The organism is Curtobacterium sp. P97 (genome assembly GCF_023712445.1).
In the GTDB taxonomy this organism is placed as follows: domain Bacteria; phylum Actinomycetota; class Actinomycetes; order Actinomycetales; family Microbacteriaceae; genus Curtobacterium.
In genome coordinates this window covers 1-26,179 of record NZ_JAMAYF010000016.1, presented here as the reverse complement: position 1 = coordinate 26,179, position 26,179 = coordinate 1, and the positions used below count along the sequence as shown (strand labels likewise).

The 26,179-nt window shown below is 72.8% G+C and carries 21 protein-coding genes; 13 read left to right on the top strand and 8 right to left on the bottom strand.

The genetic code is table 11. The annotated features are described in order from the left end of the window. Positions 1–81: 81 nt before the first annotated feature. Complete coding sequence (locus M3677_RS15190; protein ID WP_251160955.1) at positions 82–1,047, bottom strand: hypothetical protein; 966 nt, start codon at positions 1,045–1,047, stop codon at positions 82–84. A 276-nt stretch (positions 1,048–1,323) separates the two neighbouring features. Between M3677_RS15190 and M3677_RS15185 the strand changes: the two genes are divergently transcribed. The 3 genes from M3677_RS15185 to M3677_RS15175 are packed head-to-tail and all read left to right on the top strand — an operon-like array spanning position 1,324 to position 9,936. Further along, the gene (locus tag M3677_RS15185) at positions 1,324–4,131 is read left to right on the top strand and encodes a hypothetical protein (RefSeq protein ID WP_251160954.1); all 2,808 of its coding nucleotides are present in this window, start codon (positions 1,324–1,326) and stop codon (positions 4,129–4,131) included. Next, positions 4,128–5,570, top strand: coding sequence for a hypothetical protein (locus tag M3677_RS15180; RefSeq protein WP_251160953.1), 1,443 nt, complete (start codon positions 4,128–4,130; stop codon positions 5,568–5,570). The genes M3677_RS15185 and M3677_RS15180 overlap by 4 nt, the downstream gene beginning before the upstream one ends. 55 nt (positions 5,571–5,625) lie before the next feature. Continuing rightward, positions 5,626–9,936, top strand: coding sequence for an FtsK/SpoIIIE domain-containing protein (locus M3677_RS15175; RefSeq protein WP_251160952.1), 4,311 nt, complete (start codon positions 5,626–5,628; stop codon positions 9,934–9,936). Positions 9,937–10,136: 200 nt separating this feature from the next. Here M3677_RS15175 and M3677_RS15170 read toward each other — a convergent pair whose 3' ends face one another. From M3677_RS15170 to M3677_RS15160, 3 genes are read right to left on the bottom strand one after another with little or no spacing between them, the layout of a single operon-like run. After that, positions 10,137–12,173 (bottom strand): serine/threonine-protein kinase, encoded by a 2,037-nt coding sequence (locus M3677_RS15170; RefSeq protein WP_251160951.1) that lies wholly within the window; start codon positions 12,171–12,173, stop codon positions 10,137–10,139. A 48-nt stretch (positions 12,174–12,221) separates the two neighbouring features. Continuing rightward, the gene (gene mshD, locus M3677_RS15165; RefSeq protein ID WP_251160950.1) at positions 12,222–13,064 is read right to left on the bottom strand and encodes a mycothiol synthase; all 843 of its coding nucleotides are present in this window, start codon (positions 13,062–13,064) and stop codon (positions 12,222–12,224) included. After that, on the bottom strand, positions 13,064–13,747 hold the full coding sequence (locus tag M3677_RS15160; RefSeq protein WP_066656694.1) for a response regulator transcription factor: 684 nt from the start codon (positions 13,745–13,747) through the stop codon (positions 13,064–13,066). Before M3677_RS15160 ends, mshD begins: the two co-directional genes overlap by 1 nt. A 118-nt stretch (positions 13,748–13,865) precedes the next feature. Here M3677_RS15160 and M3677_RS15155 point away from each other — a divergent pair, with 118 nt between their 5' ends. From M3677_RS15155 to M3677_RS15145, 3 genes are all read left to right on the top strand, one after another. Continuing rightward, positions 13,866–14,147 carry a hypothetical protein gene (locus tag M3677_RS15155; RefSeq protein WP_126891649.1) on the top strand — a complete coding sequence of 94 codons (282 nt, stop codon included), beginning with the start codon at positions 13,866–13,868 and terminating at the stop codon, positions 14,145–14,147. 202 nt (positions 14,148–14,349) lie between these two features. Further along, entirely contained in the window at positions 14,350–14,952 is a 603-nt protein-coding gene (locus M3677_RS15150) for an FABP family protein (RefSeq protein WP_066656691.1), read from the top strand. After that, entirely contained in the window at positions 14,952–16,019 is a 1,068-nt protein-coding gene (locus tag M3677_RS15145) for a folate-binding protein YgfZ (protein WP_251160949.1), read from the top strand. Before M3677_RS15150 ends, M3677_RS15145 begins: the two co-directional genes overlap by 1 nt. A 104-nt stretch (positions 16,020–16,123) precedes the next feature. Here M3677_RS15145 and M3677_RS15140 read toward each other — a convergent pair whose 3' ends face one another. After that, positions 16,124–16,897 carry a class I SAM-dependent methyltransferase gene (locus M3677_RS15140; RefSeq protein WP_209685415.1) on the bottom strand — a complete coding sequence of 258 codons (774 nt, stop codon included), beginning with the start codon at positions 16,895–16,897 and terminating at the stop codon, positions 16,124–16,126. A 45-nt stretch (positions 16,898–16,942) separates the two neighbouring features. On the opposite strand from M3677_RS15140, the gene M3677_RS15135 reads away from it, so the two are divergent. Beyond that, the gene (locus M3677_RS15135; protein ID WP_066656688.1) at positions 16,943–17,689 is read left to right on the top strand and encodes a phosphoglyceromutase; all 747 of its coding nucleotides are present in this window, start codon (positions 16,943–16,945) and stop codon (positions 17,687–17,689) included. Between the two features lie 61 nt (positions 17,690–17,750). Here the strand turns inward: M3677_RS15135 and M3677_RS15130 are convergent, their stop codons facing one another. Next, positions 17,751–18,299, bottom strand: a complete 549-nt coding sequence (locus M3677_RS15130) for an AAA family ATPase (RefSeq protein WP_251160948.1) — start codon at positions 18,297–18,299, stop codon at positions 17,751–17,753. 22 nt (positions 18,300–18,321) lie between these two features. Then, positions 18,322–18,993 carry a phosphate signaling complex protein PhoU gene (gene phoU / locus M3677_RS15125; protein ID WP_066656682.1) on the bottom strand — a complete coding sequence of 224 codons (672 nt, stop codon included), beginning with the start codon at positions 18,991–18,993 and terminating at the stop codon, positions 18,322–18,324. Positions 18,994–19,151: 158 nt separating this feature from the next. Here phoU and M3677_RS15120 point away from each other — a divergent pair, with 158 nt between their 5' ends. Continuing rightward, positions 19,152–20,318, top strand: coding sequence for a cell wall metabolism sensor histidine kinase WalK (locus M3677_RS15120; protein WP_066656668.1), 1,167 nt, complete (start codon positions 19,152–19,154; stop codon positions 20,316–20,318). Beyond that, entirely contained in the window at positions 20,315–20,995 is a 681-nt protein-coding gene (locus M3677_RS15115) for a response regulator transcription factor (RefSeq protein ID WP_066656662.1), read from the top strand. Before M3677_RS15120 ends, M3677_RS15115 begins: the two co-directional genes overlap by 4 nt. 97 nt (positions 20,996–21,092) lie before the next feature. Here M3677_RS15115 and M3677_RS15110 read toward each other — a convergent pair whose 3' ends face one another. Further along, positions 21,093–21,809: a hypothetical protein gene (locus M3677_RS15110; RefSeq protein ID WP_209685419.1), complete on the bottom strand. Its 717-nt coding sequence runs from the start codon at positions 21,807–21,809 to the stop codon at positions 21,093–21,095. A gap of 91 nt (positions 21,810–21,900) precedes the next feature. Between M3677_RS15110 and M3677_RS15105 the strand changes: the two genes are divergently transcribed. From M3677_RS15105 to rlmB, 4 genes are read left to right on the top strand one after another with little or no spacing between them, the layout of a single operon-like run. Beyond that, the gene (locus tag M3677_RS15105) at positions 21,901–22,383 is read left to right on the top strand and encodes a CarD family transcriptional regulator (RefSeq protein ID WP_017888066.1); all 483 of its coding nucleotides are present in this window, start codon (positions 21,901–21,903) and stop codon (positions 22,381–22,383) included. Between the two features lie 51 nt (positions 22,384–22,434). After that, positions 22,435–23,604 carry a 2-C-methyl-D-erythritol 4-phosphate cytidylyltransferase gene (ispD, locus tag M3677_RS15100; protein ID WP_251160947.1) on the top strand — a complete coding sequence of 390 codons (1,170 nt, stop codon included), beginning with the start codon at positions 22,435–22,437 and terminating at the stop codon, positions 23,602–23,604. A gap of 53 nt (positions 23,605–23,657) precedes the next feature. Then, positions 23,658–25,067, top strand: a complete 1,410-nt coding sequence (gene cysS / locus M3677_RS15095) for a cysteine--tRNA ligase (protein WP_251160946.1) — start codon at positions 23,658–23,660, stop codon at positions 25,065–25,067. A gap of 28 nt (positions 25,068–25,095) precedes the next feature. Continuing rightward, complete coding sequence (gene rlmB, locus M3677_RS15090; protein ID WP_066656632.1) at positions 25,096–26,106, top strand: 23S rRNA (guanosine(2251)-2'-O)-methyltransferase RlmB; 1,011 nt, start codon at positions 25,096–25,098, stop codon at positions 26,104–26,106. The last annotated feature ends 73 nt before the right edge of the window (positions 26,107–26,179 follow it).

The window sequence follows — 26,179 nt, the reverse complement described above, 5'->3', positions numbered from 1 at the left end:
GCGACCGACCTGACAGAGCGGGCCGTCCGGAGGACCTGCACCGCGCCTCCAGTCCGGGTCGTGCAGATCAGCGGACGACGGTCAGCGCGGCAGGCCGCTGACCCACGCGCGGAACGTGACAGCATCGCTGTGGCGGAGCACGACTGCTGGTGCCTCCTGCGCGTCGTACAGGAGCGCGAGGCTCTCCGCTGGCAGGCCGGCCAACTGCCGACCCCCGAGCGACGTCGGGGCGACGAGCGCCGGGCTGGCGAGGAACGCGAGGGGCTGCGAGTGCGACTCGGCGACCGCCGTCCGGCCGTCGATGAGGGCACGGACCTCGGCGGGGTGCAGCACGACGACGTCGCCACCGATGAACAGTCGGATCACCGGACGCAGGCGACCGCCGGGACCGAGCGGGGCGGTGGTCCAGTCGGCGCTGCACGCGATACCGCGCCAGGGTGGGATGGGGACGCCGTTCGGTCGGAGCGCTGCTTGGGCCGTCGCGCGGGGACGGACGACGCGCTCCTGCAGGTACGCCTCGAGCTCCGCGTAGCCGCGGGCCAGGCCCATCACGGAGAAGAGTCGCTTGCCGGTCACGTCACGTGCCTGCAGGCCGCCGTACTGGTTCGCGATCGGCAGCACCGCAGCGATCTCGCCGAGGTCGACGCGGCGCTCCTGGTGGAGGCCCTGGCGGACCAGCAGGTGGTCCTCCATGGCGAGCACCCGGGTCCGGCGCATCGAGCGGGAGAGCACGATGCCTCCGATGCCGGCCAGCAGGAGGACGATCGCCATGACGACGAGGCTGGGTTCGACACCGGTCGAGATCGTCGTGGCGGCGCCGAGTGCCAGCAGGGCTCCGACCACGAGGAAGATGATGGCGACCACGCGGATGAGGACCCACTGGAAGGTCCGCAGGCGCACGGTGACGAGCGCACCGCCCTCGTTCGGCAGCGGCTCCCCACGCTCGCGCCGGCGTCGGTCGCTGTGCTTGGTCGCCGCCGTCACGGATCTCGTGATGACGAACGCCGCCACCATCGCGATCCCCACGGACGTGATCGTGATCCACATGTGTCGTCCCCCTCGTGCTGCGGCCCCTGGACCGAGTGGTCGACCGCCACGTTCGGGACGGTCGACCACTCGATCATGCATCCCCGACCACCGGATGGTGTTCGGTGATCCCCCCAGGGTGCGTTGTGCAGAGTATCAATTCCAGCAGGCCCCGCAAGTTCGCATGTCGCCGTGCTGTGGCTCGAACGGGGGTGGTCTCCTCCTGTGGAGGACGGAACCTCACGGTATTTCAGCGGCTAGGATCGACCACGCAGTCGATTCTTGAGGGGGACGATCGTGATGTTGACGCGCGCCGGGGGAACCGGGAACCGGCAGGGGAGCCGCATCGCGGGAGTGGTGGCCGTCACGGGCGCACTCGCGCTGGTGCTCGCCGGGTGCACCGCCGACCAAGACCAGGTGACGGATCCGTCACGCGTGCTGCAGACGGTGGACACGACGCTCACGACGAACGGCGCCGTGAACGCGATCTCGGACACGACGATCTCGGTCGCCGGAGAGCGCTCGTCCTCGAAGACCGTCGACCACGACGTGCAGGACGCGGCGGGGGACCTGCCGCTCCGGATCACCACGCAGTACACGACCGACAAGCGCTCCGGGACCGACCTCGCCGACCTCGACGGGTACTCGGGTCGCGTCGAGATCGACGTCACCGTCGAGAACCTCACGGTCCGGTCGCAGAACCTGTCGTACGACGTCGCAGGGGCCTCCCGTTCCACGCCGGCGCTGGTCGGCGCACCGTTCAGCGTCGCCGCGTCGACCGTCCTCGACGGGGTCGCACCGGACCGCATCGTGACCGAGTCCGTCGACGGCGGCGCGTCCACCGACGGCGTCGTGAGCACCAACGCCTCCGGTGACGCAGTCGTGCAGTGGGGCCGGCTGCTGGCGCCGCCGACGTCGGGAGCGAGCAGCACGCTGCACCTCGTCGCCGACGTCCGTGACTTCTCGACGCCCGCCATCGACGTCGCGGCGCAGCCCGGGCTGACGACCGACCTGTCGACCAGCGGCGTGATGAACGGGGCGTTCGGGTCCGAGACGGACTCCGAGCTCGCCCTGCAGCGTCGGACGATCGACCTCATCGCGCAGGTCAACGAGGTCCTCGCCCGTGCCGGCGGGACCATCACCGAGGTCCGCACGAACCTCGAGTCGACGTCCGAGACCCTCGGTGTGCGGACGGCGGAGCGGCTGCAGGAGAGCAGCGCGTCGCTCGCGAGCACGATGCAGTCGCTGTCGGGTGAGCTCGGTTCGCTGAACGGTGACCTCGGCTCGACCGTGCAGGCGACGCAGTCGACGGTGCTGCAGCAGCTGCAGCAGACGACGGGCAGCCTCGACGCGCTGCTCGGGGACACGTCGGCGACGGCGCCGAAGGCGGTGCTCGACGGTGAGGGATGCAACGCGGTCCCGCAGACCGGTGCAGCGGGCTCGAGCGTCTACGGGAACCTGCTGCGCGTGTCCGCGCAGCTCGAGGGCTACGCCGACGCGAGCGAGGCGTGCAAGCAGCAGGCGACGAGCGACCTGGCAGCATCGATCGGTCCGGCTGAACCGACGGACGCGACGTGCCCTGCAGAGTCGACTTCGTTCACGTGCGTACTCTTCCTGTCCTCGAAGGACATCACCGCCACCGCCGTCCGACTCGCGGACACCGGAAAGGCGCTCGCAGATTCGCTCCAGACAGACAAGGCAGATGCTGCCGTCGCCAAGGTCGCAGCGCTGCAGAAAGCGCTCGCGGGCCTCGCTTCCCAGGCTGGTTCCGCATCGGGGTCGCTGAACGGTTCTCTTGACGAACTCGACGAGAGCATCGGCGCCGTCGAGCAGAGCATCGGTGTCCTCGGCGACGACGTCGATGCGGTGCACGTGAAGGCTGCCGCAGCTCGGGACGTCATCGGAGTTACGGAGGACTCGTTCCCCCCGAGGTCGATGCAGGCGCAGAACGCGGCACTCGCTGATGCCATCTGTGCGCTGGTCACGAAGCGAGAGGACGAGGACGGCCCCGACCCCGACCTCGACCTCGACCTCCCGATCATCGGCGGCCCGACTTCTGGTCTCACCGAGGAGCAGGCGGACGATCTTCGGGCGTACTTGACGGCAACCCCCTGTGACGAGTCTGAGGACGGCCCGGGGCCGCAGAAGCCACCGGCCCCCTTCTCCGCGCCCATGGACCAGCGTCTCGCCGAGCAGGCGGCAGCATGGGGCGAGATCGAGCAGTCCACCGACGTATCCAACCCCGACAGTGCATTCGGTCGAGCCTTCGTCGAACTGCGGAACCGCATCGCCGCAGTGCGCTCGGCTGTGGAGGCCGTTCGACGGGCTGGATCCGACGACGCCGGCGCCGCGGCTCAGCTTGACCAGTTGAAGACCAACATTGAAGCCGCAGTCGCACAGTCGGACGAGGTCGGCGCCGACCTCGGCGCGCTCAAGGAACAGCAGGACAAGGTCAAGGACGAGCTCCGCAAGACGGCGGACGACCAACAGAAGCGCGTCGAGTCGAGTGTCCGGGCGCTGCTCGACGAGCGTGTGACGGATGTGTCGAAGTCGGCGTCGTCGAACGCGTCAGAAGTCCGCAACGCGTTCGACAAGTCCATCGCCGGGCTCCGGTCCACGGCTGACGACGTGACGAAGCAGTCGAAGGGCACCATCGACGAGCAGAAGGGCTCGCTGCAGGAGCAGAGCAACAGCCTCGCCTCGTCCGTGGACGAGCAGACCGCGGCGAGCCTCCAGCGCATCGACGCGAGCACCAGCGCCTCGGTCCGCGACGTCGAGGGTGCCAGCACGCTGCTCACCGGCGACCTCAACCGCGTGATGCTCGACCTCGGCGACCGCGAGGTCAACGGCTCCGGCATCCTCGGCGCGATGGCCACGAGCGCGGCGAAGTCCGACTCCGCCGACTACCAGCTCGCCCTCGCGTCGCAGAACGCCTCCGGCTACGCCAACGTCCGTGCCGAGGACGTCGCGGGCATCCTCCTGCAGCAGCAGCAGTTCCGCGCCTCGCTCGACCGGGCGGCGAAGCTCCCCGCCTTCCGTCTCGACGTTCCGTCCAGCGCGACGTCGACGACGCTCTACGCCTTCCGGATCGGAGCCGAGCGATGAGCCACGTGCAGGACCACTCGACCGAGGCGGCCGCAGCGGAGCCCGCGGAGACCGCAGCGCCCGACGCCGCCCGGACCCGGAAACGCCGCCGCACCGCGATCATCGTCGCGGTGGCCGTCCTCGTCGTCGCCGCCGTCGTCACCGCGCTGCTCGCGGTACGTGTCTCGGCATCGACCACGGCCGAGGCGGTCTCCGCGACGGCCCCGGTGCCGATCAGCGTCGCCCACGTCCCCGACGGCACGAAGATCGGCGTCGTGGTCACGCTCGGTGACGGCGAGGGTGCGCAGTGGGACGACGCCGCCCAGGGGGCCCTCGTGGCGCAGCGCCGCCTGGAGCTCGGCGGCACGGACGTGCAACTCGTGACGAAGAACGACGGCGGGTCGATCGACGGTGCCCGGAAGGCCGTCGAAGCGCTCGCTGCCGACGGTGTCTCGGGCATCGTGGTGGCGACGTCCGGCGACCACGTCCGTGGTGCCTTCGCTGCAGCGGCCGACGCCGGCATCCCGGTCGTCGCACCGTACGCGGCCGGCGCGGACGACGCCTGGTCGACCGCGCCGTCGACGGAGTCCGTCGCGACGGCGCTGCAGGACGCGCTCGGCGACGCCGCGTCGCCGCTGCTCGTCGACCTGGGCGGCGGAGCGCCGTCCGGAGTGCGGTTCGCCCACGTCGTCGACGCGACGAGCGCACCCGACCTCGGCGCTCTCGCCACCACCGTCGCGCAGCGCACCGGCGCGGCGGCGGGCTCCACCGACGCCACGACGGCCGACGACCAGGCTGCAGCCGAGCAGGCCGGAGCCGAGCAGGACGGGGACGAGCAGGCGGCACCCGACTCCGACGCCGTGGTCGTCAGCGGTCCGGCCGGACGACAGGGAGCGCTCGTCGCCGCACTCCAGGAGGCCAACGTCACCGCTCCGGTCGTCCTGACCCCCGAGGCCACCAGCCCCGCCTTCGCGGCTGCGCTCGCCCAGGCGGGCGGCAGCCTCAGCGGCGCCTTCCGCACCGTCGGGGTCGAGACCGACGACGCCCGTGCCCTGTCCTCGGACGCCGAGGGCCGCGCCATGTCGGCGTTCCTCGGCGGCGTGCGGGTCCTCGCCGACGACGCGGACGCGAAGAACCTCACGGGCGACCGGTCGTTCGCCTCGGTGGCGACCGTGGCCGACGCCCGCAGCCACGACGCCGTCGTGGCGCTCGTGACGGCCGTCGGGACGGCCCGGAGCACGGACGCCGCCGCGGTGTCGGACGCGTTGGCCCGGCTCGACCTCGGGGCCGGAGACGGCCTCGCAGGCCCGGCACTCGACTTCGGCTCGCGACAGGCCCTCGGCGATCCCGCCGGCGTGCTCGCCGCCTCCGCGCAGGACCTCGGGCTCCGCCCCGCCGCTGCGACCGAGGACGACGGGGCCACGCCCGCGCTCGTCTGGTTCTCCGACTCGACCGACTGACCCCGTCCCACCTGCACCACCCGCACCGCCGCACCACGCCCAGGGAGGACCGCCCATGCGCCTGCTGATCGAGCTCGACGACCGCCGCGAGACGATCGAGGCCGACGGGTGGGCGGAGTCCTCCACGCTGGGAGACCTCGTCGCGGCGTCGCTCGGCACCCCGCTCGACCCCGGCACACCCCTGGCGGTCGACGGTCACCGGACGAGCTCCGACACCCCGTTGCGCGACCTGGTGCTCCTCGAAGGGTCCCGGGTCGCCCGCACCACCGAGGAGCCACCGCGCGCCGTCGACGGGTGGAGCGTGACCCTGGCGGGCGGCCTCGGGGCGGGCGTCGTCGTCCCGGTGCCGCGCAGCCGTCGGCTCGTCGTCGGACGCGCTCCGCAGGCGGACGTCGTGCTCCCCACCGAGAGCGCGTCCTGGGAGCACTGCACCGTGGAGCGCGAGGACGACGGTGTCCGGGTGCGCGACTCCGGGTCGACGAACGGCACGGTCATCGCGGGGGAGCGCATCGACGACGAGGGCGTCCTGCTGACCGGGACCACGAGCGTCATCGTGGGCGGCGCGGTCCTGCTGCTCCGTCCGGAGCTGCCGGAGACGACCGTGCCGGCAGCGGGCACGTTGCCCAACCTCACGCCGGCCGCCACGGCGCCGTTCAACCGACCGCCCCGGCCGGGACGGCTCACCGACTCCGAGCCGGTGTCCCCGCCGACGCGCAGGGACGTCGCCCCGGCGTCGAAGTTCAGCTGGATCACGGTGGCGGCTCCGCTCGTGCTCGCCGGGGCGATGGTGCTCCTGCTCGGGGACGCCCGCTTCGCACTGTTCGCGCTGCTCAGCCCCGTGACCGCGATCGGCATGTGGTTCGAGCAGAAGCACCGCCGGGCGAAGAACCTGAAGGAGGAGGAGACGCGCTTCACCGAGGCGGTCGAGACCTTCCGCGGCGAGATCGCCGCGGCCGCGGCCGTCGAGGCGGCCCGCCGGCAGGACCTCGTGCCCGACCCGGCGACCGTCGTGCGTCGAGCGCTCGTCCCCACCACCGACCTGTGGCAGCGTCGGTCGGACGACGACGACTTCCTCAGCCTGCACGCCGGCACCGGTGACGCGCCGTGGCGTCCCGAGGTCGACCAGCGGGCGGCGTCGTCGAAGCTCGAGGACGAGGCGAAGGCCGCGATCGCGGACAGCCGGCTCACGGCGGCGCCGGTCGTCGCCGACCTGTCGGACGCCGGCGTCGTCGGCATCGTCGGTGACCGCGACGGTGCGCTCGCCCTGGCCCGCAGCCTGCTGGCGCAGGCGACCGTGCACTGCGGACCCGCGGACCTGACGGTCGGGGTGTTCTGCGACGCGGGCCGCGAGGACGACTGGTCCTGGGCCTCCTGGCTGCCGCACACGCGCGTCGCGGGCAGCAGCACCGGCGCCCGGTGGATGTCGGCGCAGCGCGACCAGAGCGCCGCCGTCCTGCGTGGGCTGCAGGAGTCGCTCGACGAGCTGCCCACGCCGAACCTGCTCGTCGTCGTGGACTCCGACGTCCTCACCGAGGGCCGCGACGCCCCGGCACGCAGCCTGCTCGGCCAGGGCCGCGCGGTCCCCGGTGTGTCGCTGCGCCCGGGGGAGCGGCGCCAGCGGGTGAGCGGCATCGTCATCGCGACGAACGAGCAGCAGCTGCCCGCCGCCTGCACGTCCATCGTCACGGTCGGTGCGGACGCGGCCGCGACGGTCTACCGCCCCGAGGACCGCACGCGGGTCGAGGACGTCGTGCTCGCCGGCCTCACCCCGGACACGGCGGAGCGCGCCGCCCGCGCCGTCGCCCACTTCGACGACCCCGAACTCACGGTGCCCGGTGCATCGCTGCCGTCGCTCGTCCGCCTGCCCGAACTCCTCGCGCGGAGTGCCGCGGCCCCTGGCGGCACCGCTCGCGCCGCGGCCCCTGGCGCGGGCCACGGGACCGCCGCCGTCGACACGACCACCGCCGAGGGCATCCGGACCCTCTGGCAGACCAGCACCGGTACCTCGACCCCGGTCGGTTCCTCGGAGTCCGGCGTCCTCGAGATCGACCTGGTGCGCGACGGCCCCCACGGCCTGGTCGGTGGGACCACGGGTTCCGGCAAGAGCGAGTTCCTCCGCTCGTTCGTCGCCGGCCTCGCGGCCCGGAACGACCCCACCCGGCTCAACTTCCTCCTCGTCGACTTCAAGGGCGGCGCCGCCTTCGCCGCCTGCGAGCGGCTGCCGCACACCATCGGCACGATCAGCAACCTCGACGAGCAGCTGGCAGACCGAGCCATCCGCGCGCTCGAGGCCGAGCTCGAGCGTCGTCAGCGGGTCTTCGCGACGGCCGGCGCCGACATCGACAACCTCGACGCCTACCTGGCGACACGGCCGACCGAGCCGATGCCGCGCCTGCTCTTCGTCGTCGACGAATTCGCCATGCTCGCGAAGGAGTTCCCGGACGTCCTGACCTCGCTCGTCGCGATCGCTGCGGTCGGCCGGACGCTCGGCGTGCACATGGTGCTGGCCACCCAGCGGCCGGCCGGCGTCGTGAGCGAGGACATCCTCGCGAACACGAACCTCCGGGTGGCGCTCCGCGTGCAGAGCCGCGAGGACTCGACGAACGTCATCGGCGTGCCCGCCGCGGCGGGCATCGGCCGCCAGCAGACCGGCCGCGCCTACGTGAAGCTCGGGCAGGACGACATCACCCCGGTGCAGACCGCCCTGGTCACCGGCCGCGCGCGCGACGAACGGGTCGAGCAGCCGGTCTCCGTCCGCCCGACCGACGTGTTCGGCGTCCCGGCACCGGCGCCCGCACCCGGGCCGAGTGCGTCGGACGACACCGACCTCGACGTCCTCATCGAGGCGATCCGCGCCGCGAACGACGCCGCCGGGTACGCGGCACCCCGCCCCATCTGGCCCGAGGCGCTGGGAGCCCGGGTCGACCTGGCAGACGTCCCGGAACCGTCCGACGGTGCCCGCCGCTTCGTGCCCGTCGCGCTCGCCGACGACCCCGACCACCAGCGCCAGGTCGCCGGCGGCTGGGACCTCGACGAGGGCAACCTCGTCCTGATGGGCATCCCGGGCAGCGGCACGAGCACCGCCCTGTCCGCCCTGGCCCTGCGTCTCGCGCGGACGACGAGCCCCGACGACCTCGACCTCCTGGTCCTGGACATGGGACCGGGGGACCTGGCACCGCTCGCGCAGCTGCCGCACACGACGGCCTACGTCGGGTCCGGCGCCGGGGCGGGCGAGCTGCAGGCCCGCTTCCTCCGACACCTGCGCGCCGACCTCGAACGCCGTCGTGCGAGCCCCGGCGGACGTCGAGCCGTCGTCCTCATCGATGGCCTCGCCGCACTCCGCGACGAGTACCAGGACTTCGAGGGCCAGCAGCTCCTCGACGCCCTGTACCGCGTCTACGCCGAGGGGCCGGCGCTGGGGATCTCCTTCGCCGTCTCCACGACGCGGGCGAAGGCCGTCCCGTCCGCCATGGATGAGGTCACGACCCAGAAGTGGATGTTCCGCCTGGCCGACCCGTACGACTACGCGTCCATCGGGGTCCGTCCGAAGGACGTCCCACCGCCCGTGCCGGGTCGGTACATCGACTCGACGACGAAGCTGCAGAGCCACGTCGCGACGCCGTCGGTGCCCCTCGCCGGAGCCGTCGCCGAGGTCGCCGCGGCGTGGCCGGACGCCGCGGCGAAGACGAGCGCCGTCGGACGTCTGCCCGATGCGGTCCGGGTGCAGGACCTCCGGACCCCGGCCCGTTTCGACACCGAGCCGTGGCGCCTGCCGGTCGGCATCGCGGAGGACGACCTCGGCACCGCGGCGCTCGAGGTCTACGACGGCGAGCACGTGCTCGTCGCCGGCCCGGCGCGCTCCGGCAAGTCGACGGTGCTCCTCGCCCTCGCCGACCTGGCACGGTCCGCCGAGGGCGTCCGCCCCGCCGTGTGGGCGGTCTGCGACCGCCGGTCTCCGCTCGCCGACGGCGTGTTCGACCGCCTCGCGGTCGGTGCGGACGAGGTCCCCGCCCTGCTGGCCGGCCTCCGCCTGGAGCGGGGCCCGGTCCTGCTGCTCGTCGACGACGCCGAACGCTTCGACGACGCCGACCAGTCGATCGCCTCGCTGCTGTCCTCCGAGCGGCCGGGCCTGTGCGTGGTCGCGGCCGGCCGGTCCGCCGACCTCCGATCGCTCTACAGCCACTGGACGCGATCGGTCCGGAAGTCCCGCTGCGGCGTGCTGCTGCAGCCCGACGTCGACTACGACGGCGAACTGCTCGGTGTCACGCTGCCGAGACGGGCCCCCGTCGCGCTGACCGTCGGCCGCGGCTACGCCGCATCGGGCGGTGCGGTCCGGCTCGTCCAGACGGCCGCTGCCGGCGCCTGACCGGCGCGACCACCACCGGACGGGAGGCGCATCGCACCGCCGCCACGTGCCTCCCGTCCGGCGGGTCCGCGACCGGGAGGCACGGCACACCGCCGCCACACACCTCCCGTCCGGCGGATCCGCGACCGGGAGTCGCGGTGCACGCCCGCCGCGCGCCTCCCGGCGTGACCCACGTCACGTCCCGCGAGGGCGGACGCCGGTCAGTCGCGGGTGGTGATGCCGAAGGGCGAGCTCTCGAGGTCCGTGAAGTTGCCCACCGTCGCGCGGACGGTGCAGGACGGCGCGACGGACAGTGCGGTCACGACGAGGCCGTCCGAGGACACGGCCAGCGCACCCGAGCACCCGTCGGCGAAGCGCACCCCGGCCTCCCCGCCGGCGACGTCGGTGAGCATCTCCGACGGCTTCCCGGTCGAGGGGCTGCGGTAGAGGGGGTTCAGTTCGTCGGCACCGCTCGGCCACACCGGTACGAGCGTCACGGGCAGCGTGGTCTGGCTGACCGTGCGGTCGGGCGTGCGGACCTCGACGCCCTGCAGTCGCTGCACGGGGTACGAGGTCCCGGTGACGGCCTGGTCGGTGACGGCCGTCGTGGTCGCGCTGCCCGCCGCGTCGAGCCACTCCTGGAGCCCGGCCTGGTCGGGCACGTCGGACAGCCGCACGGTCGCCTGCACGGTCAGGTCCTCGCCCGCCGGGACCACCACGTCGGAGAGCGTCCAGCCGCAGCGGACGTCGACGCCGGTCAGCGACGGTTGGTTCCGGGCACCGCTCACCTCGTCGCCGGTCCACGTCACCGCGGGACACTCGGACCGCGCTCCGACCCCGGGCACCACCTCGAGCAGCGGGCCGCGGAGCGTCGCGGACTGGGCGGCGTACGTGATCGACAGGTCCACCGTGCCGGCCTGCGGGTCGACGGTCGCCTTGCGGGTCGTCGAGAGTCCGGTCGGCAGCGGACGGTCCTGCTGGTAGGCGCTCGCGGCCTGCGCCGTGCGGGCCGCACTCGGGGTGTCCTTGCCGCCCAGGGCGCCGGGGAGCCAGACGACCCCGCCGACGACGAGTGCGGCGACGAGCACCACGCCGAGGGCACCGAGCCCGAGCATGCGGTTCGTGAGCCAGTCCGGGCGCTGCCACCGGCCGCGCGCCGGGGCCTCGGGTTCGCGAGCGGCGGCGACCGGAGGGCGTGCGAGCGGCCGGAAGACCGTCTGCGAGCCCGCCTGCCCGAGTTCGGGCACCGGTCCGGCGTCCTCCGCAGCGGGTGACGGGCCGGAGCCGTCCGCCGGGGGACCGTCGGACGCGGTACCGCCGCCTGGACGGAGTCCGCGCACCACGGTGGCGGGCCGCTCGACCTCGGCGAAGGACTCCGGATCGGCAGTCGGGGCCAGCGCCGGGGCGTCGGCCAGCTGCCGGGAGAGGCGGCGCAGGGTGGCCGCGGCGTCGGCCGCCGCGGGTCGTGCGGCCGGGTCCTTCGCGAGCATCGTCGACATCGCCGACCACAGCGACGCGGGGACGTCGAGCTGCGGCGGGTCCGAGGTGACGTGGCGGTAGGCGACGGCGAAGTCGGTGCCCGGTCCAGCGAAGGGGGTGCGTCCGGCGAGCAGCTCGTAGAGCATCACCCCGGTGCCGTACACGTCGGCCGCGGGGCCCGAGCGCCCCTGGCTGATCGACTCGGGGGCCATGTACTGCGGCGTGCCGAGCAGCCCGGTCGTGGTGCGCTGCCGGTCGGCCATGACGGACGCGATCCCGAAGTCCGACACCCGGACGTCGCCCGTGGCGCCGGGTGCCCACGGGGACGCGAGCAGCACGTTGTCGGGCTTGACGTCGCGGTGGGTGACGTCCTGCCCGTGCGCGGCGGCGAGGGCGTCGAGCGTCTCGGCGGTGATCGTCAGGGCGTCCCGGGGCGGCAGCGTCCCGGCGTCGGCGAGCAGGTCGCGGGCGGAGCCCCCGCCGACCAGGTCCATGACGATCGCGAGTCGGTCGCCCTCGACGACGAGGTCGCGCACCCGGACGATCGACGGGTGCTGCAGGCCGAGCAGCACGGTGCGTTCGCGGACGAACCGCTCGACGACGGTCGGGTCGGCGGCGAGCTCGGCGCGCAGCAGCTTGGCGGCGACGTGCTCCCCGGTCGCGGTGTGCTCGGCGCGCCAGACCTCGCCGGTCGCGCCGGTGCCGAGCAGGTCGACCAGCCGGTACGACGCACCGAGCGGTTCGCCGCGGCCGTACTGCGCCCGACCCTGCTCCGTCACGTTGCCCCCGACTGCCCCCGGTCGACCCCTCGTCGACCTCGCGTCATGTTACCGGCCGGACCCTGCGGCGTACTGCACGTCGATCGCGTGCTGCGTGAAGCCGGACCGGCGGTAGAGCGCCAGCGCGGGCTCGTTGTCGCCCTCGACGTAGAGCGCAGACGCGGTCAGTCCACGACTGGCCAGCCGGGCCGAGCCCGCGCGCATCAGGACCCCGCCGAGCCGACGCCCCTGCAGGTCCGGCCGGACCGCGACCGCGTAGAACTCGCCGACGCCGACCTCGACCTTGAGCCAGCACGATCCCGCGAGCGCGCCGGAGTCGTCGCGCAGGAGCAGCAGGTCGTCGCCGGAGAACCACGGCTCGGCCTCGCGGGCGCGTAGGTCCTCGAGCGTCATCCGGCCCTGCTCGGGGTGGTGCGCGAAGGCCGCGGCGTTGAGGGTCAGCCAGGCGTCCTCGTCCTCGGGGTCGCCCGGGCGGAAGGCGTCGATGCGGTACCCGTCGGGGACATCGGCCCCGGTGGGTTCGTCCGAAACCGTCGCCCGGAGCTGCAGCAGGGTCCGTACCGGAGTCCAGCCGTACCGGTCGGCGAGGGCGCGGGCGGCCGGGTGGTCCCCGTGCGCCCACGCGAGGCGCGGAACGCCCGAGGCCGCCGTCGCGCCCCCGGCGCCCGGGGTGAGCACCTGCGCGACGAGTGCCGACCCGACGCCCTGGCCACGGGCCTCCGGGGCGACGACGAGTTCCAGCTCGCCGTCCCGGACCACGGCGACCCCGCGTTCGTCCCCGACCACCGCGGCACGGCCGGCGCGCACGTCGACCAGGGTCTGGTCGGAGAACGGCGGGGCCTCGCCCGCGGCGGTCGCGGCGGCGGCGAGCATCTCGACGACGGCGAGCACTACTGGGCCGCCAGCCGGTCGGCCTCGTCGTCGTGCACGTTGAAGCGGTAGCCGACGTTGCGGACCGTGCCGATGAGCGATTCGAGGTCGCCGAGCTTGGCGCGGAGCCGTCGCACGTGCACGTCGACCGTGCGGGTGCCGCCGAAGTAGTCGTAGCCCCAGACCTCGCTCAGGAGCTGCTCGCGGGTGAAGACGCGCGAGGGGTGGGAGGCGAAGAAGCGCAGGAGCTCGAACTCCTTGAAGGTGAGGTCGAGCGGCCGGCCCCGCACCTTCGCCGAGTAGCTCGCCTCGTCGATGACGACCCCGGAGGCCTGGATCTTCGAGCCCGACGGGTTCTTGGCGGCGCGTCCCGTGGTGAGGCGGATGCGCGCGTCGACCTCGGCGGGCCCGGCGCTCTCGAGCACGACGTCGTCGACGTTCCACTCGCTGTTCACCGCGGTGAGCCCGCCCTCGGTCACGACGAGGATGACCGGCGTCGTCGAGCCGCTCGTCGCGAGGATCTTGCACAGCGCCTTGGCGCTCACGAGGTCGAGGCGGGCGTCCACGAACATCAGGTCGCTCTGCGGGGCGTTGACCAGCTGGGCGGCCTCGGCCGGGACGTGACGGATCCGGTGGCTCAGCAGACCGAGACTCGGCAGGACGTCGCCGGGCGCGGCTGAGGTGAGTACCAGGAGCTGGGCCACAGGACCTCCAGAACGAGGGGACGTCGTGGAGCCATCCTAGTGATGTGTCGGAAGAGGCCCGCCGACCGGCCGGTCGGTCGGGCGTCCCGGTCGGCGAGGCCCTGTCATGATGGAACGCGTGACCGAGCCCGTCCCGCCCCTCGACCAGCGCCGCCTGCGGCTCACCTCCGTGCTGCCGGTCTGGGTCCTCGCCGTGGTCGGTGCGGTGCTCGTGCTGGCCCTGACGCAGAAGGACTCGTTCGCCTGGCTCCTGCTCGTCTTCGTGCTCTGCGTGCTCGTGAGCTTCGTGCTGCAGCTCATCACCGCGACCAAGGACGGGCTGGTCGAGCGGATCAGCATCGCGTCCTCCGGCGCCTTCGTCGTCGTGCTCGTCACGGCCGTGGTGCTGCTGGCGCGCTGAGCCGCGCGACCCGAGACCCGCGACCGCGCGACCTGCGACCGCGCGGCACGCCCCCTGGCGCCGTCAGGCGTCCCGCGTAGACTCGCGGCATGGATTCGCTGCTTGCGCTCGAGCTGTTCTACGTGGGCCTCCTCGGCCTGGCGTCGCTCGCGATCGCGTTCATCTCGGTCGTCGTCGTCGTGAAGCTGTTCAAGGGTCAGCGTTGATCGAACTGCCCGAGGGTCTGGCGCCCGAACTCGTCCCGCTGTCCTGGCTCGTCGGTGTCTGGGAGGGCACGGGCGTCGTCGAGTACCCCGTGGGCGACGAGGACGAGCCCCGCAAGTACGAGTTCGGCCAGCGCGTGAGCTTCAGCCACGACGGCCTGCCGTACCTCAACTACTCCTCGACGACGTGGCTGCTCGACGACGACCACACGCCGCTCGCCGCCGAGATGGGTTACTGGCGCATCGACCGGCCGAACGAGCCCGGTGACCGCGGTCCCGCGATGCTCATGGGCGACGGCCCCGCGCCGTTCAGCACGGTGGAGAGCGTCGAGGCGCTCCGGAACACGACCGACGGCTTCGACGTCGAGGCCGCGATCATCCACCCGACCGGGGTCAACGAGCTCTACGTCGGCCGCGTCAGGAAGGGCCGGATCGACCTGGCCACCGACGCCGTGATGCGCTCGCCGAACGCGAAGGACTACTCGGCCGCGACCCGCCTGTACGGCCTGGTCGAGGGCAAGCTCTTCTGGGCGTGGGACATCGCCGCGCTCGGGCAGCAGCTCACCTCGCACGCCTCGGGTCAGCTCGCGAAGGTCGACTGATGTCCGCCTTCAGCGGGCGCGACGGTTTCGTCGCGACCGAGGCCGGTCCCGCCGCCCACTTCGGCAACCCCGTCGGTGAGCAGCGGGCGCTCGCCTCCGGTCGCGCGGTCGTCGAGCTCGGCCTCGGGGTCGTCACGGTCAGTGGTCCGGACCGCCTGTCCTGGCTCAACTCGATCACCTCGCAGCTGCTCACCGGGCTCGAGCCCGGCGTCAGCACCGAGACGCTCGTCCTCGACCAGTCCGGCCGCGTCGAGCACGCCGCACGGGTGGTCGACGACGGCGAGATCACCTGGCTCCTCACCGAGCCCGCGGACGCCGCACCGCTCGCGGCCTGGCTCGACTCGATGCGCTTCATGCTCCGCGTCGAGGTCACCGACCGGTCGGCCGACCTCGTCACGCTCGGCCGCTTCGCGGGTTCGGCAGCGCCCGACGGCGTGGTCGTCGAGTGGGTCGACCCGTGGTCGTCGGTCACGCCCGGCGGATGGGGCTACGCCGCCCCGGAGGCCCATCCCGCCTCCGACTGGACCCTCCGCATCGACGTGGTCACCCCGGACGCCGTGGCTGCGCTGGCAGCGTCGGACACGCCGGTCGCGGGGCTGCTCGCGTTCGAGGCCCTGCGCATCGCCGCGTGGCGGCCCTCGCTCGCGGACGTCGACGAGCGGACGATCCCGCACGAGCTCGACTGGCTCCGCTCCGCCGTGCACCTGTCGAAGGGCTGCTACCGCGGGCAGGAGACCGTCGCCAAGGTGCACAACCTCGGGCACCCGCCGCGCCGCGTGGTGATGCTGCACCTGGACGGCTCGGACGGCGTGCTGCCCGCGCCGGGCACCGCGGTCGAGCTCGACGGCAAGGACGTCGGGCGGCTCACCGCGTCGGCGCTCCACCACGAGCTCGGGCCGGTCGGGCTCGCGGTCGTGAAGCGCTCGCTCGACCCCGCCGTGACGCTGACCCTGACCGTCGACGACGTCGTGGTCACGGCCGCGCAGGAGACGATCGTCCCGCCGGAGGCCGGCGCGACGGCGAACGTCCCGCGCCTGCCCCGGCTCGGAGCCGTGCGCCGCTCGTAGTCGTCGTCGGACGCGGTCCGGCGAGACTCGGCCCCGCGGACGTGTTCGCGCCCGCACGACCGTGGACGTGTCCGCTTGGGCGAGTCTCGTGGCGCGGCGGCCGCTCAGGCGGGAGCGACGGCCGACCACGGGACGCTGAGCTCGCCGAGACGCCAGCGCGTCACCCCGTGCAGTACCGGCCAGCCCCGGTCGCGCATGCCGTGCACCGTCGCGATCCACCGCTGGCGGGGGCCGTACGTGCCGAGCGGAGCGGCGACCGCCCACGCACGGTCGAGGTCGAGCAGGAACGCGTGCACCCGCTCCCCGGGGACGTTGCGGTGGATCAGGGCCTTCGGCAGTCGCTCCGCCACGATGCTCGGCAGCTCGAGGTCGGCGACGCGCAGGGACACCGTGAACGTGTGCGGCTCGTGCTCGTCGAGCGTGACCCAGGACGCCACGCGGCCGACCTCGTTGCAGGTGCCCTCGACGAGTGTCCCGCCGGGCTGCAGGCGGTCCTGCATGATCCGCCACGAGTCGACGACGGCGGATTCGTCGTACTGCCGCAGGACGTTGAACGCCCGGATCACGGCGGGACGGCGGCCACCGGGCGTCGGCGTCTCGAAGCCGCCGAGCCGGAACGTCACCCCGTCACGGGTGCCCGCGTTCGCCAGCGCCACGCGTGACGGCTCGATCTCGATGCCGGTGACCTCGACGTCGGGTCGGACCCGGGCCAGCCGGTCGCGGAGCTCCAGGGTCGTCGTCGGTCGAGCGCCGTACCCGACGTCGGCCACGAGCGGGTCGTCCGTCCGGCGCAGGACGGGGAGCGCGGCGATCCAGCGGTCGACACGACGGAGCCGGTTGTACCCGGTGGTCCCGCGCGTGACGTTCCCGATGGGCATGGACCCCAGGGTACCGAGGCGCACCCGCTCGGTAGACTCGGACGCATGACCTCCACGCTCGTCCTGCTGCGTCACGGCAACAGTGACTGGAACCAGAAGAACCTGTTCACCGGTTGGGTCGACGTCCGGCTCTCCGAGCTCGGCGAGAAGGAGGCGAAGCGTGCCGGCACCCTCATCGCCGAGTCGGGCATCGTCCCCGACGTCCTCTACACGTCGCTGCTGACCCGCGCGATCCAGACCGCCGACATCGCCCTGCTCGAGGCCGACCTGGCCTGGCTGCCGGTGAAGCGCGACTGGCGCCTCAACGAGCGCCACTACGGAGACCTGCAGGGCAAGGACAAGGCCCAGACGCTCGAGCAGTACGGCGAGCAGCAGTTCATGGAGTGGCGTCGCTCGTTCGACGTGCCGCCGCCCCCCATCGCGGACGACGCCGAGTGGTCGCAGGCCGGGGACCGCCGCTACGCCGACCTCGGCGACCAGCTGCCCCGCACCGAGTCGCTGAAGCTCGTCATCGACCGGCTGCTGCCGTACTGGGAGTCCGACATCACGAAGGACCTGGGCGAGGGGAAGACCGTCCTGGTCACCGCGCACGGCAACTCGCTCCGCGCCCTCGTGAAGCACCTCGACGGCATCTCCGACGACGACATCGCGGGCCTCAACATCCCGACGGGCATCCCCCTCGTGTACGAGCTCGACGACGACTTCCGTCCGACGAAGCCCTCGTACTACCTCGACCCGGAGGCCGCCGCTGCCGGTGCAGCCGCGGTCGCCGCGCAGGGCGCCAAGAAGTAGCACCAGCACGACGAACGCCCCGCCGGACACCGGCGGGGCGTTCGTGCACCTCGGGCGGGCCTCAGACGAAGTGGTCGGCGATCTCCTGCACGAGCGCCCCGACGTCGTAGGGGCGACCGGTGTCGACCCGCACGACGGGGACGCCCGGCAGCCCGATCGGTGCGGCCGCGTCGCCGTGCTCGTCCCAGAAGGCCAGGATCTCCGCCAGGTCCCCGTGCACCTCGTGCCGGACGGGCAGTGTGCCGGGCTCGTACCGGTCGCGCAGCCGGTCCGCGGCGGTGACCCGGTCGACCTGGCAGAACACCTCGACGGCGCGCGGTGAGCCGGCGGAGGCGAGTCCGGCCTCCAGACGGTCGCGGTCACGGGACGGCAGCCAGACGGCGTCGAGGACGACCCCGTTCTCGACGGCCCGCGCCATCGACCACATCGTGTCCATCGCGATGCCGCCGAGCTCGCGCGAGCCGATCATCGGGCCGACCACGTCGGCCAGCGGTTCCTTGATGCGGTCCTTCGACAGGAAGGGACAGCCGAGCACCTCGGCCAGGGCGGCGCCCACCGTGCTCTTGCCCGAACCGGGCATCCCGTTGACGACGATCGCGACCTGAGCCATGCCACGATCCTGGCAGAACCCGTCAGGCGGGGGAGGCCGTCACCGACGCGGCGCCGGTCCAGTCGCCGGTCGCCAGGTACTCGACCTTCTTGGCGATCGACACCGCGTGGTCCGCGAAGCGCTCGTGGTAGCGCGAGGCCAGGGTCGCGTCGACCGTGTCGATCGGGTTCCCCTTCCAGGTCTCGCCGAGCACGAAGTCGAACACGCTCGCGTGCAGCTCGTCGACGGCGTCGTCCTCGTCGCGGATCTCCGCGGCCAGGGCGATGTCCTCGGTCGCGAGCAGGCGCGTGAGCTTCTGGGCCATCTGCACGTCGTGCGCGCCCATCTGCTTGAAGGTGCCGCGCAGGCCCTTCGGCACGACCTTCTCGGGGAAGCGCTGGCGGGCGAGCTGCGCGATGTGCTCGGCCATGTCGCCCATGCGCTCGAGCGACGAGCTGACGCGCAGCGCGGTCACGACGACGCGGAGGTCACGGGCGACCGGCGCCTGCCGCGCGAGGATGTCGATCGCGATCTCGTCGAGGCTGTTCGCCGCGTGGTCGATCATGGCGTCGTCGGCGATCACCTCCTCGGCGAGGGCGACGTCGGACTCGCTGAACGCCTGCGTCGCACGGGTGATGGCGGACTCGACGAGTCCGGCGATCTCGGTCAGACGCTCCTGGACGTCCTGGAGCTCCTGCTGGAAGACTTCGCGCATGGGGGATGTGCCTCTCTGATGCGTACCGGACGAGTGTCGTCAGCCCAGGTGAACGAACGGTGACCTGCGGCTGAACACCTCACGATCCGGGGCCTCGACTGAGCGGAAGCGGGGTGAACGGCGTCGGAACCCCGCGTGACGATCCCTACACTGGCGGCATGGACAACGCGTGGCTCGTGCCACTGTCGATGCTCCTCGGCGGGGTCTTCGGCGCAGGGGTCGTGGTGCTGGTCATCACGGCGGAGCGCACGGCCCGGGCAGCCGACGTCGCGGAACGGACGCTGCCCGACGGCGTCGCCGCGGTCATCGCCACGATGCACAACCCGGCCGTGGTCGTCGACCCCTCGAACACGGTCGTCGCCGCGTCGCCGCAGGCACTGACCGTCGGGCTCGTCGTGCGGCGGAAGCTCGTGCACGCCGAGCTCGTCGCCCTGGTGGACCAGGTGCGCAGGAGCGGGGAGATGGGGTCGGAGGACCTCGAGCTGCCCCGCGGGCGCAGCGGGGAACTGGTCGGCTACCTGAGCTTCCGGGCGGCGCAGCTCGGCAACCGCTACGTGCTCGTCACGGCCGACGACCTGACCGAGAGCCGCCGCATCGACGAGGTCCGACGCGACTTCGTGGCGAACATCTCGCACGAGCTGAAGACCCCCATCGGGGCGATCGGCCTGCTCGCCGAGACCCTCGTCGTCGCCGCCGACGACCCGGACCACGTGAAGCGGTTCGCCGGGCAGCTCATCACCGAGTCCGAGCGGCTCGGGGCCCTGACGAAGGACATCATCGAGCTGTCGCGGCTGCAGTCGGTCGACACCCTCGAGAACAGCGAGGAGACGTCGGTCGACAAGATCGTGCAGGCGGCGGTCGACGCGAACGAGGTCGTCGCCCGCGCCCGGGAGATCGAGATCGTGCGGGCCAAGCGTTCGAAGCTGCGGGTCATGGGCGACCCGGGGCTGCTGCAGGTCGCGGTGTCGAACCTCATCGCCAACGCGGTCAAGTACTCCCCGGACCACACCCGTGTGGGCGTCGGCGTCCGGTCCACCAAGGGGTTCGTCGAGATCGCGGTGACCGACCAGGGCGTCGGCATCCCGGAGGCCGACCTCGACCGCGTGTTCGAGCGCTTCTACCGCGTCGACCCCGCACGGTCGCGGGCGACCGGCGGCACCGGTCTCGGGCTCGCCATCGTCAAGCACGTCGTCGGCAACCACGGCGGCGACGTCCGCGTCTGGTCGCAGCCCGGCAAGGGCTCGACCTTCACGATCCGCCTGCCCGAGGCGGATCCCGAACTCACCACCGCACTCGAAGAGCAACTGGAAGAGCAGTCATCGTGACCAAGATCCTCATCGTCGACGACGAGCCGGCCCTGAGCGAGCCCCTGGAGTTCCTCCTGCAGCGCGAGGGGTACGAGACCGCCGTCGCCGCGGACGGCGTGACCGCGCTGTCGAAGTTCGACACCGAGAACCCCGACCTGATCCTGCTCGACCTCATGCTGCCCGGACTGAGCGGCACCGAGGTCTGCCGGCAGGTCCGGACTCGCTCGAACGTGCCGATCATCATGCTCACCGCGAAGGACTCCGAGGTGGACATCGTCGTCGGGCTCGAGCTCGGCGCCGACGACTACGTGACGAAGCCCTACTCGACCCGGGAGCTCCTGGCCCGGCTCCGGGCGGTGCTGCGTCGGCGCACCGAGGACGACCCGGGCGACAGCGGCATCCTGCAGGTCGGCGGGATCCGGATGGACGTCGAGCGGCACACCGTGACGGTCGACGGGGCGGAGACGCCGATGCCCCTCAAGGAGTTCGAGCTGCTCGAACTCCTGCTCCGGAACGCCGGACGCGTGCTCACCCGCGGGCAGCTCATCGACCGCGTGTGGGGGTCGGACTACTTCGGGGACACGAAGACGCTCGACGTGCACATCAAGCGCATCCGGTCGAAGATCGAGCGCGTGCCGAGCGCCCCGGAGGTCCTGGTGACGGTGCGCGGTCTGGGGTACCGGATCGAGGGCTGACCGGCGACGCACGGGAGGCCCGGTGCCGGTTCTCGGAACCGGCACCGGGCCTCCGGTGCGTTGCGTCAGGTCGTCGCGCCCGTCCGGCGCGCGGCGGTCAGTTCGTGCCGCTGTCGCCCTCGGACGAGTCGGTCTGCGAGTCGCCCGACTGGGTGCCCGGAGCCGTGGCGTCGCCGGTGGGCTCGGAGCCGCTCTCCGACGGCGAGGTCTCCGTGCTCGACGGGGTGGCCGACGGGGACGTCGTCGGGGCGAGGGTCTGGTACTCCTCGAGGGCGCTGGTGAGCACCGGGACGTTGGCCGAGACACCCTCGGCGCCCGAGTACGAGAAGTACGTCTTGACGAGCGAGCCGGGGACGGCGTCGGCACCCGAGAAGACGAGCTCCGGCTGGCCGGCGGAGCGCGTGCCCTGCGTCTCGGCGCCGGACTGGACGCTGGACTCGGCCTCGCTCGAGGGGCCGGCCGGGACGGCGGGATCGACGTGCGAGTTCGCCGGGATCTCGACCGTCTGGGTCACGCCGCCGACCTCGACGCTCATGGTGACGTCCTTCGACCCCGTGTTGATGAAGCTCCCGACGAAGCGCGCGTCCTCGCCGCCGTCGGAGATGAGCAGCGCGTTCCGGATGTCGATCGAGCCGGTGCTGACGTTCACGCCGTCGGTGATCTGCTTGATCTCCTTGGTGTGCGCGGGCGACATGAACTCGCAGCCGGTGGCGCCGAGCGCGATGGATGCCGCAACGGCGACGGACACGAGTACCCGAGCTCGCAAGAGATTCCTCCGGAAGATCACGATGTGGACCAGGCGGTCCGCGTCCATCCTACCGATCGTCGGGGGTGCGGGCCGCCCAGGCCCCTTACCCGAAAGGTCCTTGTGGTAAACTGGGGGTCCTGGGAACGGAGCCTGATACATGCAATTCGAGGTCGGCGAGACCGTCGTCTACCCCCACCACGGGGCGGCAACCATCTCTGAAGTCAAGACGCGCGTCATCAAGGGCGAGGAAAAGGTCTACCTGAAGCTGCGTGTCACGCAGGGTGACCTGACGATCGAGGTGCCGGCGGACAACGTCGACCTGGTCGGCGTCCGTGACGTCATCGGCAAGGAAGGCCTCGACAAGGTCTTCGAGGTCCTGCGGGCGCCCTTCACGGAAGAGCCCACGAACTGGTCGCGCCGGTACAAGGCGAACCTGGAGAAGCTGGCGTCCGGTGACGTCATCAAGGTCTCCGAGGTCGTGCGCGACCTCTGGCGCCGCGACCAGGACCGCGGACTCTCCGCGGGTGAGAAGCGGATGCTGGCCAAGGCCCGGCAGATCCTGATCTCCGAGCTCGCCCTGGCCGAGAAGACCGACGAGGACAAGGCATCGACCGTCCTCGACGAGGTCCTCGCCTCGTAGCGCGGACCGCCGCTGGACGACACGACGACGACCGCCCTGCTCCCCGATCGGGTGAGCAGGGCGGTCGTCGTCGTCGCGGCCGGGTCCGGCACGCGGTTGGGCATCGGGGACGCGAAGGCGTTCGTCCCGGTCGCGGGCGAGCCGATGCTCACCCGCGCCCTGCGCACCGTGCTCACCCTGGCCGAGCCGACCGTCCTCGTGGTCGTGGCACCCGCAGCCCGCCTCGACGAGTGCCGCGCCCTGGTCGCGGCGACCGCCGGACACGCGGTCGACCTCACCGTGGTCGTCGCAGGCGGTGCTGACCGCCACGCCTCGGTCCAGGCGGGCCTCGACGCCCTGCCGCACGGCATCGAGTGGGTCGGTGTCCACGACGCCGCCCGCTGCCTGACGCCGGCGGCGCAGTTCGACGCCGTGTTCGACCGTGCACGCGCGACCGGTGACGGCGTCGTCCCGGCCCTGCCCGTCACGGACACCGTCAAGCGTGTCGACGCGGACGTCGTGGTCGAGACCGTCGACCGGTCGGCGCTCGTCGGGGTGCAGACGCCCCAGGTCTTCCCGCTCGCCGCACTCCGGGCCGCCTACGCGGGCGCCGAGCGCTCCGAGACCGACGACGCGGGTGTGTTCCGGGCAGCCGGGGGAACGGTCCGCACGGTGCCGGGTGACGCCGACGCGTTCAAGATCACCACGCGGTGGGACCTCGCACGGGCCGAGGCGCTCGTGGCCTCCCGCACCGGTGCGGCAGCCGCGGCGCCCGACGTCCGCGTGGGCCTCGGGGTCGACGTGCACGCCTTCGACGCCGCGTCGCCGTGCCGGGTCGGGCTGCTCGACTTCCCCGGCGAACCGGGGCTCTCCGGGCACAGCGACGGCGACGCGGTCGCCCACGCGGTCTGCGACGCACTGCTGTCGGCGGGCGGCCTCGGTGACATCGGCGGGCGCTTCGGCACCTCCGACCCGCGCTACGCCGGGGCCACCGGTGACGTCTTCGTCCGCGGGGCCGTCGAGCTCCTGCGCTCGGCCGGTCTCGCGCCGACCTCGGTCACGGTCCAGGTGATCGGGAACCGTCCCCGCATCGGTGTCCGACGCGACGAGATGCAGGCCGCCCTGGCCGCGGTCGTCGGTGCTCCCGTCGCGGTCTCCGGCACGACGACGGACGGCCTCGGCCTGACCGGGCGCGGTGAGGGGCTCGCGGCGATCGCGACCGCCGTCGTCCGGCCGCGCTGACCGCTGCTGACCCCCTCCGTCACCCGGCGCGTCCGACGTCCTAGGCTTGGGGCGTGACCGTTCGCCTGTACGACTCCCGCGCCGCAGCCGTCGTCGACCTCGTCCCGCTGGTCGACGGACAGGTGAGCATGTACGTGTGCGGGCCGACGGTGCAGTCGTCGCCGCACATCGGGCACCTGCGCTCGGCACTGGTCTACGACGTGTGGCGCCGGTGGCTGACGTACCGCGGGTACCGGGTGACCCTCGTGCGGAACGTCACCGACATCGACGACAAGGTGCTCGACCTGGCCGCGGGCACCGACGAGCAGTGGTTCGCCCGGGCGTACCGCGTCGAGCGGGAGTTCACCGCCGCGTACGACGCCCTCGGGATCCTCGCCCCGACCTACGAGCCGCGGGCGACCGCGAGCGTGCCGCAGATGCACGAGATCATCGAGCGGCTGATCGAGCGCGGGCACGCGTACGCCGCCGCCGACGGCACGGGCGACGTGTACTTCGACACCGGCAGCTGGGAGTCCTACGGCGCCCTGACACGCCAGCGACGCGAGGACATGGTCGAGGCCACCGACGCCGACCCCCGCGGCAAGCGCGACCCGCGGGACTTCGCGCTGTGGAAGGGCGCCAAGCCGGGTGAGCCGACGACGGCGACCTGGGACTCCCCGTGGGGGCCGGGCCGCCCGGGCTGGCACATCGAGTGCTCGGCGATGTCGCGGCGCTACCTCGGCCCGGCGTTCGACATCCACGGCGGCGGCCTCGACCTGCGCTTCCCGCACCACGAGAACGAGCTCGCGCAGTCGACCGCGGCCGGCGACCCGTTCGCGTCGTACTGGCTGCACAACGGCCTGGTGACGGTCGAGGGGCAGAAGATGTCGAAGTCCCTCGGGAACTCGATCTTCGCCGCCGCCTTCCTCGCGTCCGCCCGTCCGGTCGTGGTCCGGTACTTCCTCGGCGCGGCGCACTACCGGTCCTCGATCGACCACCACGACGGCTCGCTGGCCGAGGCCGAGGCCGCCTACGACCGGATCGAGGGGTTCCTGGCCCGCGCGGAACCCCGGCTCGAGGGGGTCCCGCTCCGCGACGCCCCGGCCGTGCCCGACGCGTTCGCGGCCGCGATGGACGACGACCTCGCGGTGCCGCAGGCGCTGGCCGTGCTGCACGAGACGGTCCGTGCCGGGAACGCCGCGCTCGACGCCGACGATGCGGAAGCGCTCGGGGTCGCGTACCATCAGGTGGCCGCCATGGTCGAGGTCCTCGGCATCGACCCGCGAGCGGCCCACTGGTCCGGTGGTGCGCAGGACGTCTCGGCCGCACCGCTCGCCGCGCTCGTCGACCGCCTCGTGCAGGAGCGCGCCGAGGCCCGTGCGGCACGCGACTTCGCCACGGCGGACCGGGTGCGGGACGACCTCGCAGCCGCGGGGATCACCATCGAGGACACCGCAGCAGGAACACGCTGGAGCATCGCCTGACAACGGCCGTGCCGGACAGGAGAGAGCAATGAAGAACGTCTCGGGGAGCAAGAAGGGTCGGCCCGGCGCCGTCCGCTCCGGCCGCAAGGGCAACAAGCAGGTCGGCTCCGGCGGCCAGGGCGCGCAGGCGCTCGAGGGGCGCAAGCCCACGCCGAAGGCCGAGGACCGGCCGTACCACCCCGCCGGCAAGCGCAAGGCGGCGAAGGACCGGCTCGACGCTGCCCGCGGCCGTCACGGTGCGTCGAGCTCGCCGCAGCAGCGCACCGGTCGGCCGCCGCAGCGCAAGAGCGACGACTCCGAGCTCGTGACCGGGCGCAACTCCGTGCTCGAGGCCCTGCGCACGAAGACCCCGTCGACGACGCTGTACATCGCCGCCCGCATCGAGGTCGACGACCGCGTCAAGGAGATCCTGGCGCTCGCCAACCACCGCGGCGTCCCGATCATGGAGATCATGCGGCCGGAGCTCGACCGCATCACGGGCCACGACAGCGTGCACCAGGGTGTCGCGCTGAAGGTCCCGGCCTACGAGTACGCCGTCGCCGAGGACCTCGCCGAGCGCGCGTTCTCCCGCGACCAGGTCCCGCTCATGGTCGCCCTCGACGGCATCACCGACCCGCGGAACCTCGGCGCGATCATCCGCTCGACCGCGGCCTTCGGTGGCCACGGCGTCATCGTGCCGCAGCGCCGCTCGGTCGGCGTCACGGCGTCGGCGTGGAAGACGAGTGCCGGTGCCGCTGCGCGCACGCCCGTCGCGATGGCACCGAACCTGACGCAGACGCTCAAGTCGCTGAAGTCGATGGGGCTCTTCGTGCTCGGTCTCGACGGCGACGGGGACGTCGAGCTCGACGCTCTCGAGCTCGCCGACCGGCCGATCGTGATCGTCGTCGGGTCCGAGGGCAAGGGTCTGTCCCGCCTGGTCACCGAGACCTGCGACGCGATCGTCTCGATCCCGATCTCCAGCGCCACCGAGTCGCTCAACGCGGGCATCGCCGCGAGCGTCACCCTGTGGGAGGTCGCTCGGCGCCGTCGCGCCGAGTAGGCGCGCGCTGCGCGGTGGCGCAGCACGCAGCCACCCGACCACCTGGAGGCCCCGGGGCGGGGCCACCGAACCG

What these genes read in the sequence shown, in the direction of transcription:
- M3677_RS15190 (WP_251160955.1), bottom strand. Translation starts at nt 1,047, where the DNA reads ATGTGGATCACGATCACGTCCGTGGGGATCGCGATGGTGGCGGCGTTC.
- M3677_RS15180 (WP_251160953.1), top strand. Translation starts at nt 4,128, where the DNA reads ATGAGCCACGTGCAGGACCACTCGACCGAGGCGGCCGCAGCGGAGCCC.
- M3677_RS15175 (WP_251160952.1), top strand. Translation starts at nt 5,626, where the DNA reads ATGCGCCTGCTGATCGAGCTCGACGACCGCCGCGAGACGATCGAGGCC.
- M3677_RS15145 (WP_251160949.1), top strand. Translation starts at nt 14,952, where the DNA reads ATGTCCGCCTTCAGCGGGCGCGACGGTTTCGTCGCGACCGAGGCCGGT.
- M3677_RS15140 (WP_209685415.1), bottom strand. Translation starts at nt 16,897, where the DNA reads ATGCCCATCGGGAACGTCACGCGCGGGACCACCGGGTACAACCGGCTC.
- M3677_RS15135 (WP_066656688.1), top strand. Translation starts at nt 16,943, where the DNA reads ATGACCTCCACGCTCGTCCTGCTGCGTCACGGCAACAGTGACTGGAAC.
- M3677_RS15130 (WP_251160948.1), bottom strand. Translation starts at nt 18,299, where the DNA reads ATGGCTCAGGTCGCGATCGTCGTCAACGGGATGCCCGGTTCGGGCAAG.
- phoU (WP_066656682.1), bottom strand. Translation starts at nt 18,993, where the DNA reads ATGCGCGAAGTCTTCCAGCAGGAGCTCCAGGACGTCCAGGAGCGTCTG.
- M3677_RS15120 (WP_066656668.1), top strand. Translation starts at nt 19,152, where the DNA reads ATGGACAACGCGTGGCTCGTGCCACTGTCGATGCTCCTCGGCGGGGTC.
- M3677_RS15110 (WP_209685419.1), bottom strand. Translation starts at nt 21,809, where the DNA reads ATGGACGCGGACCGCCTGGTCCACATCGTGATCTTCCGGAGGAATCTC.
- M3677_RS15105 (WP_017888066.1), top strand. Translation starts at nt 21,901, where the DNA reads ATGCAATTCGAGGTCGGCGAGACCGTCGTCTACCCCCACCACGGGGCG.
- rlmB (WP_066656632.1), top strand. Translation starts at nt 25,096, where the DNA reads ATGAAGAACGTCTCGGGGAGCAAGAAGGGTCGGCCCGGCGCCGTCCGC.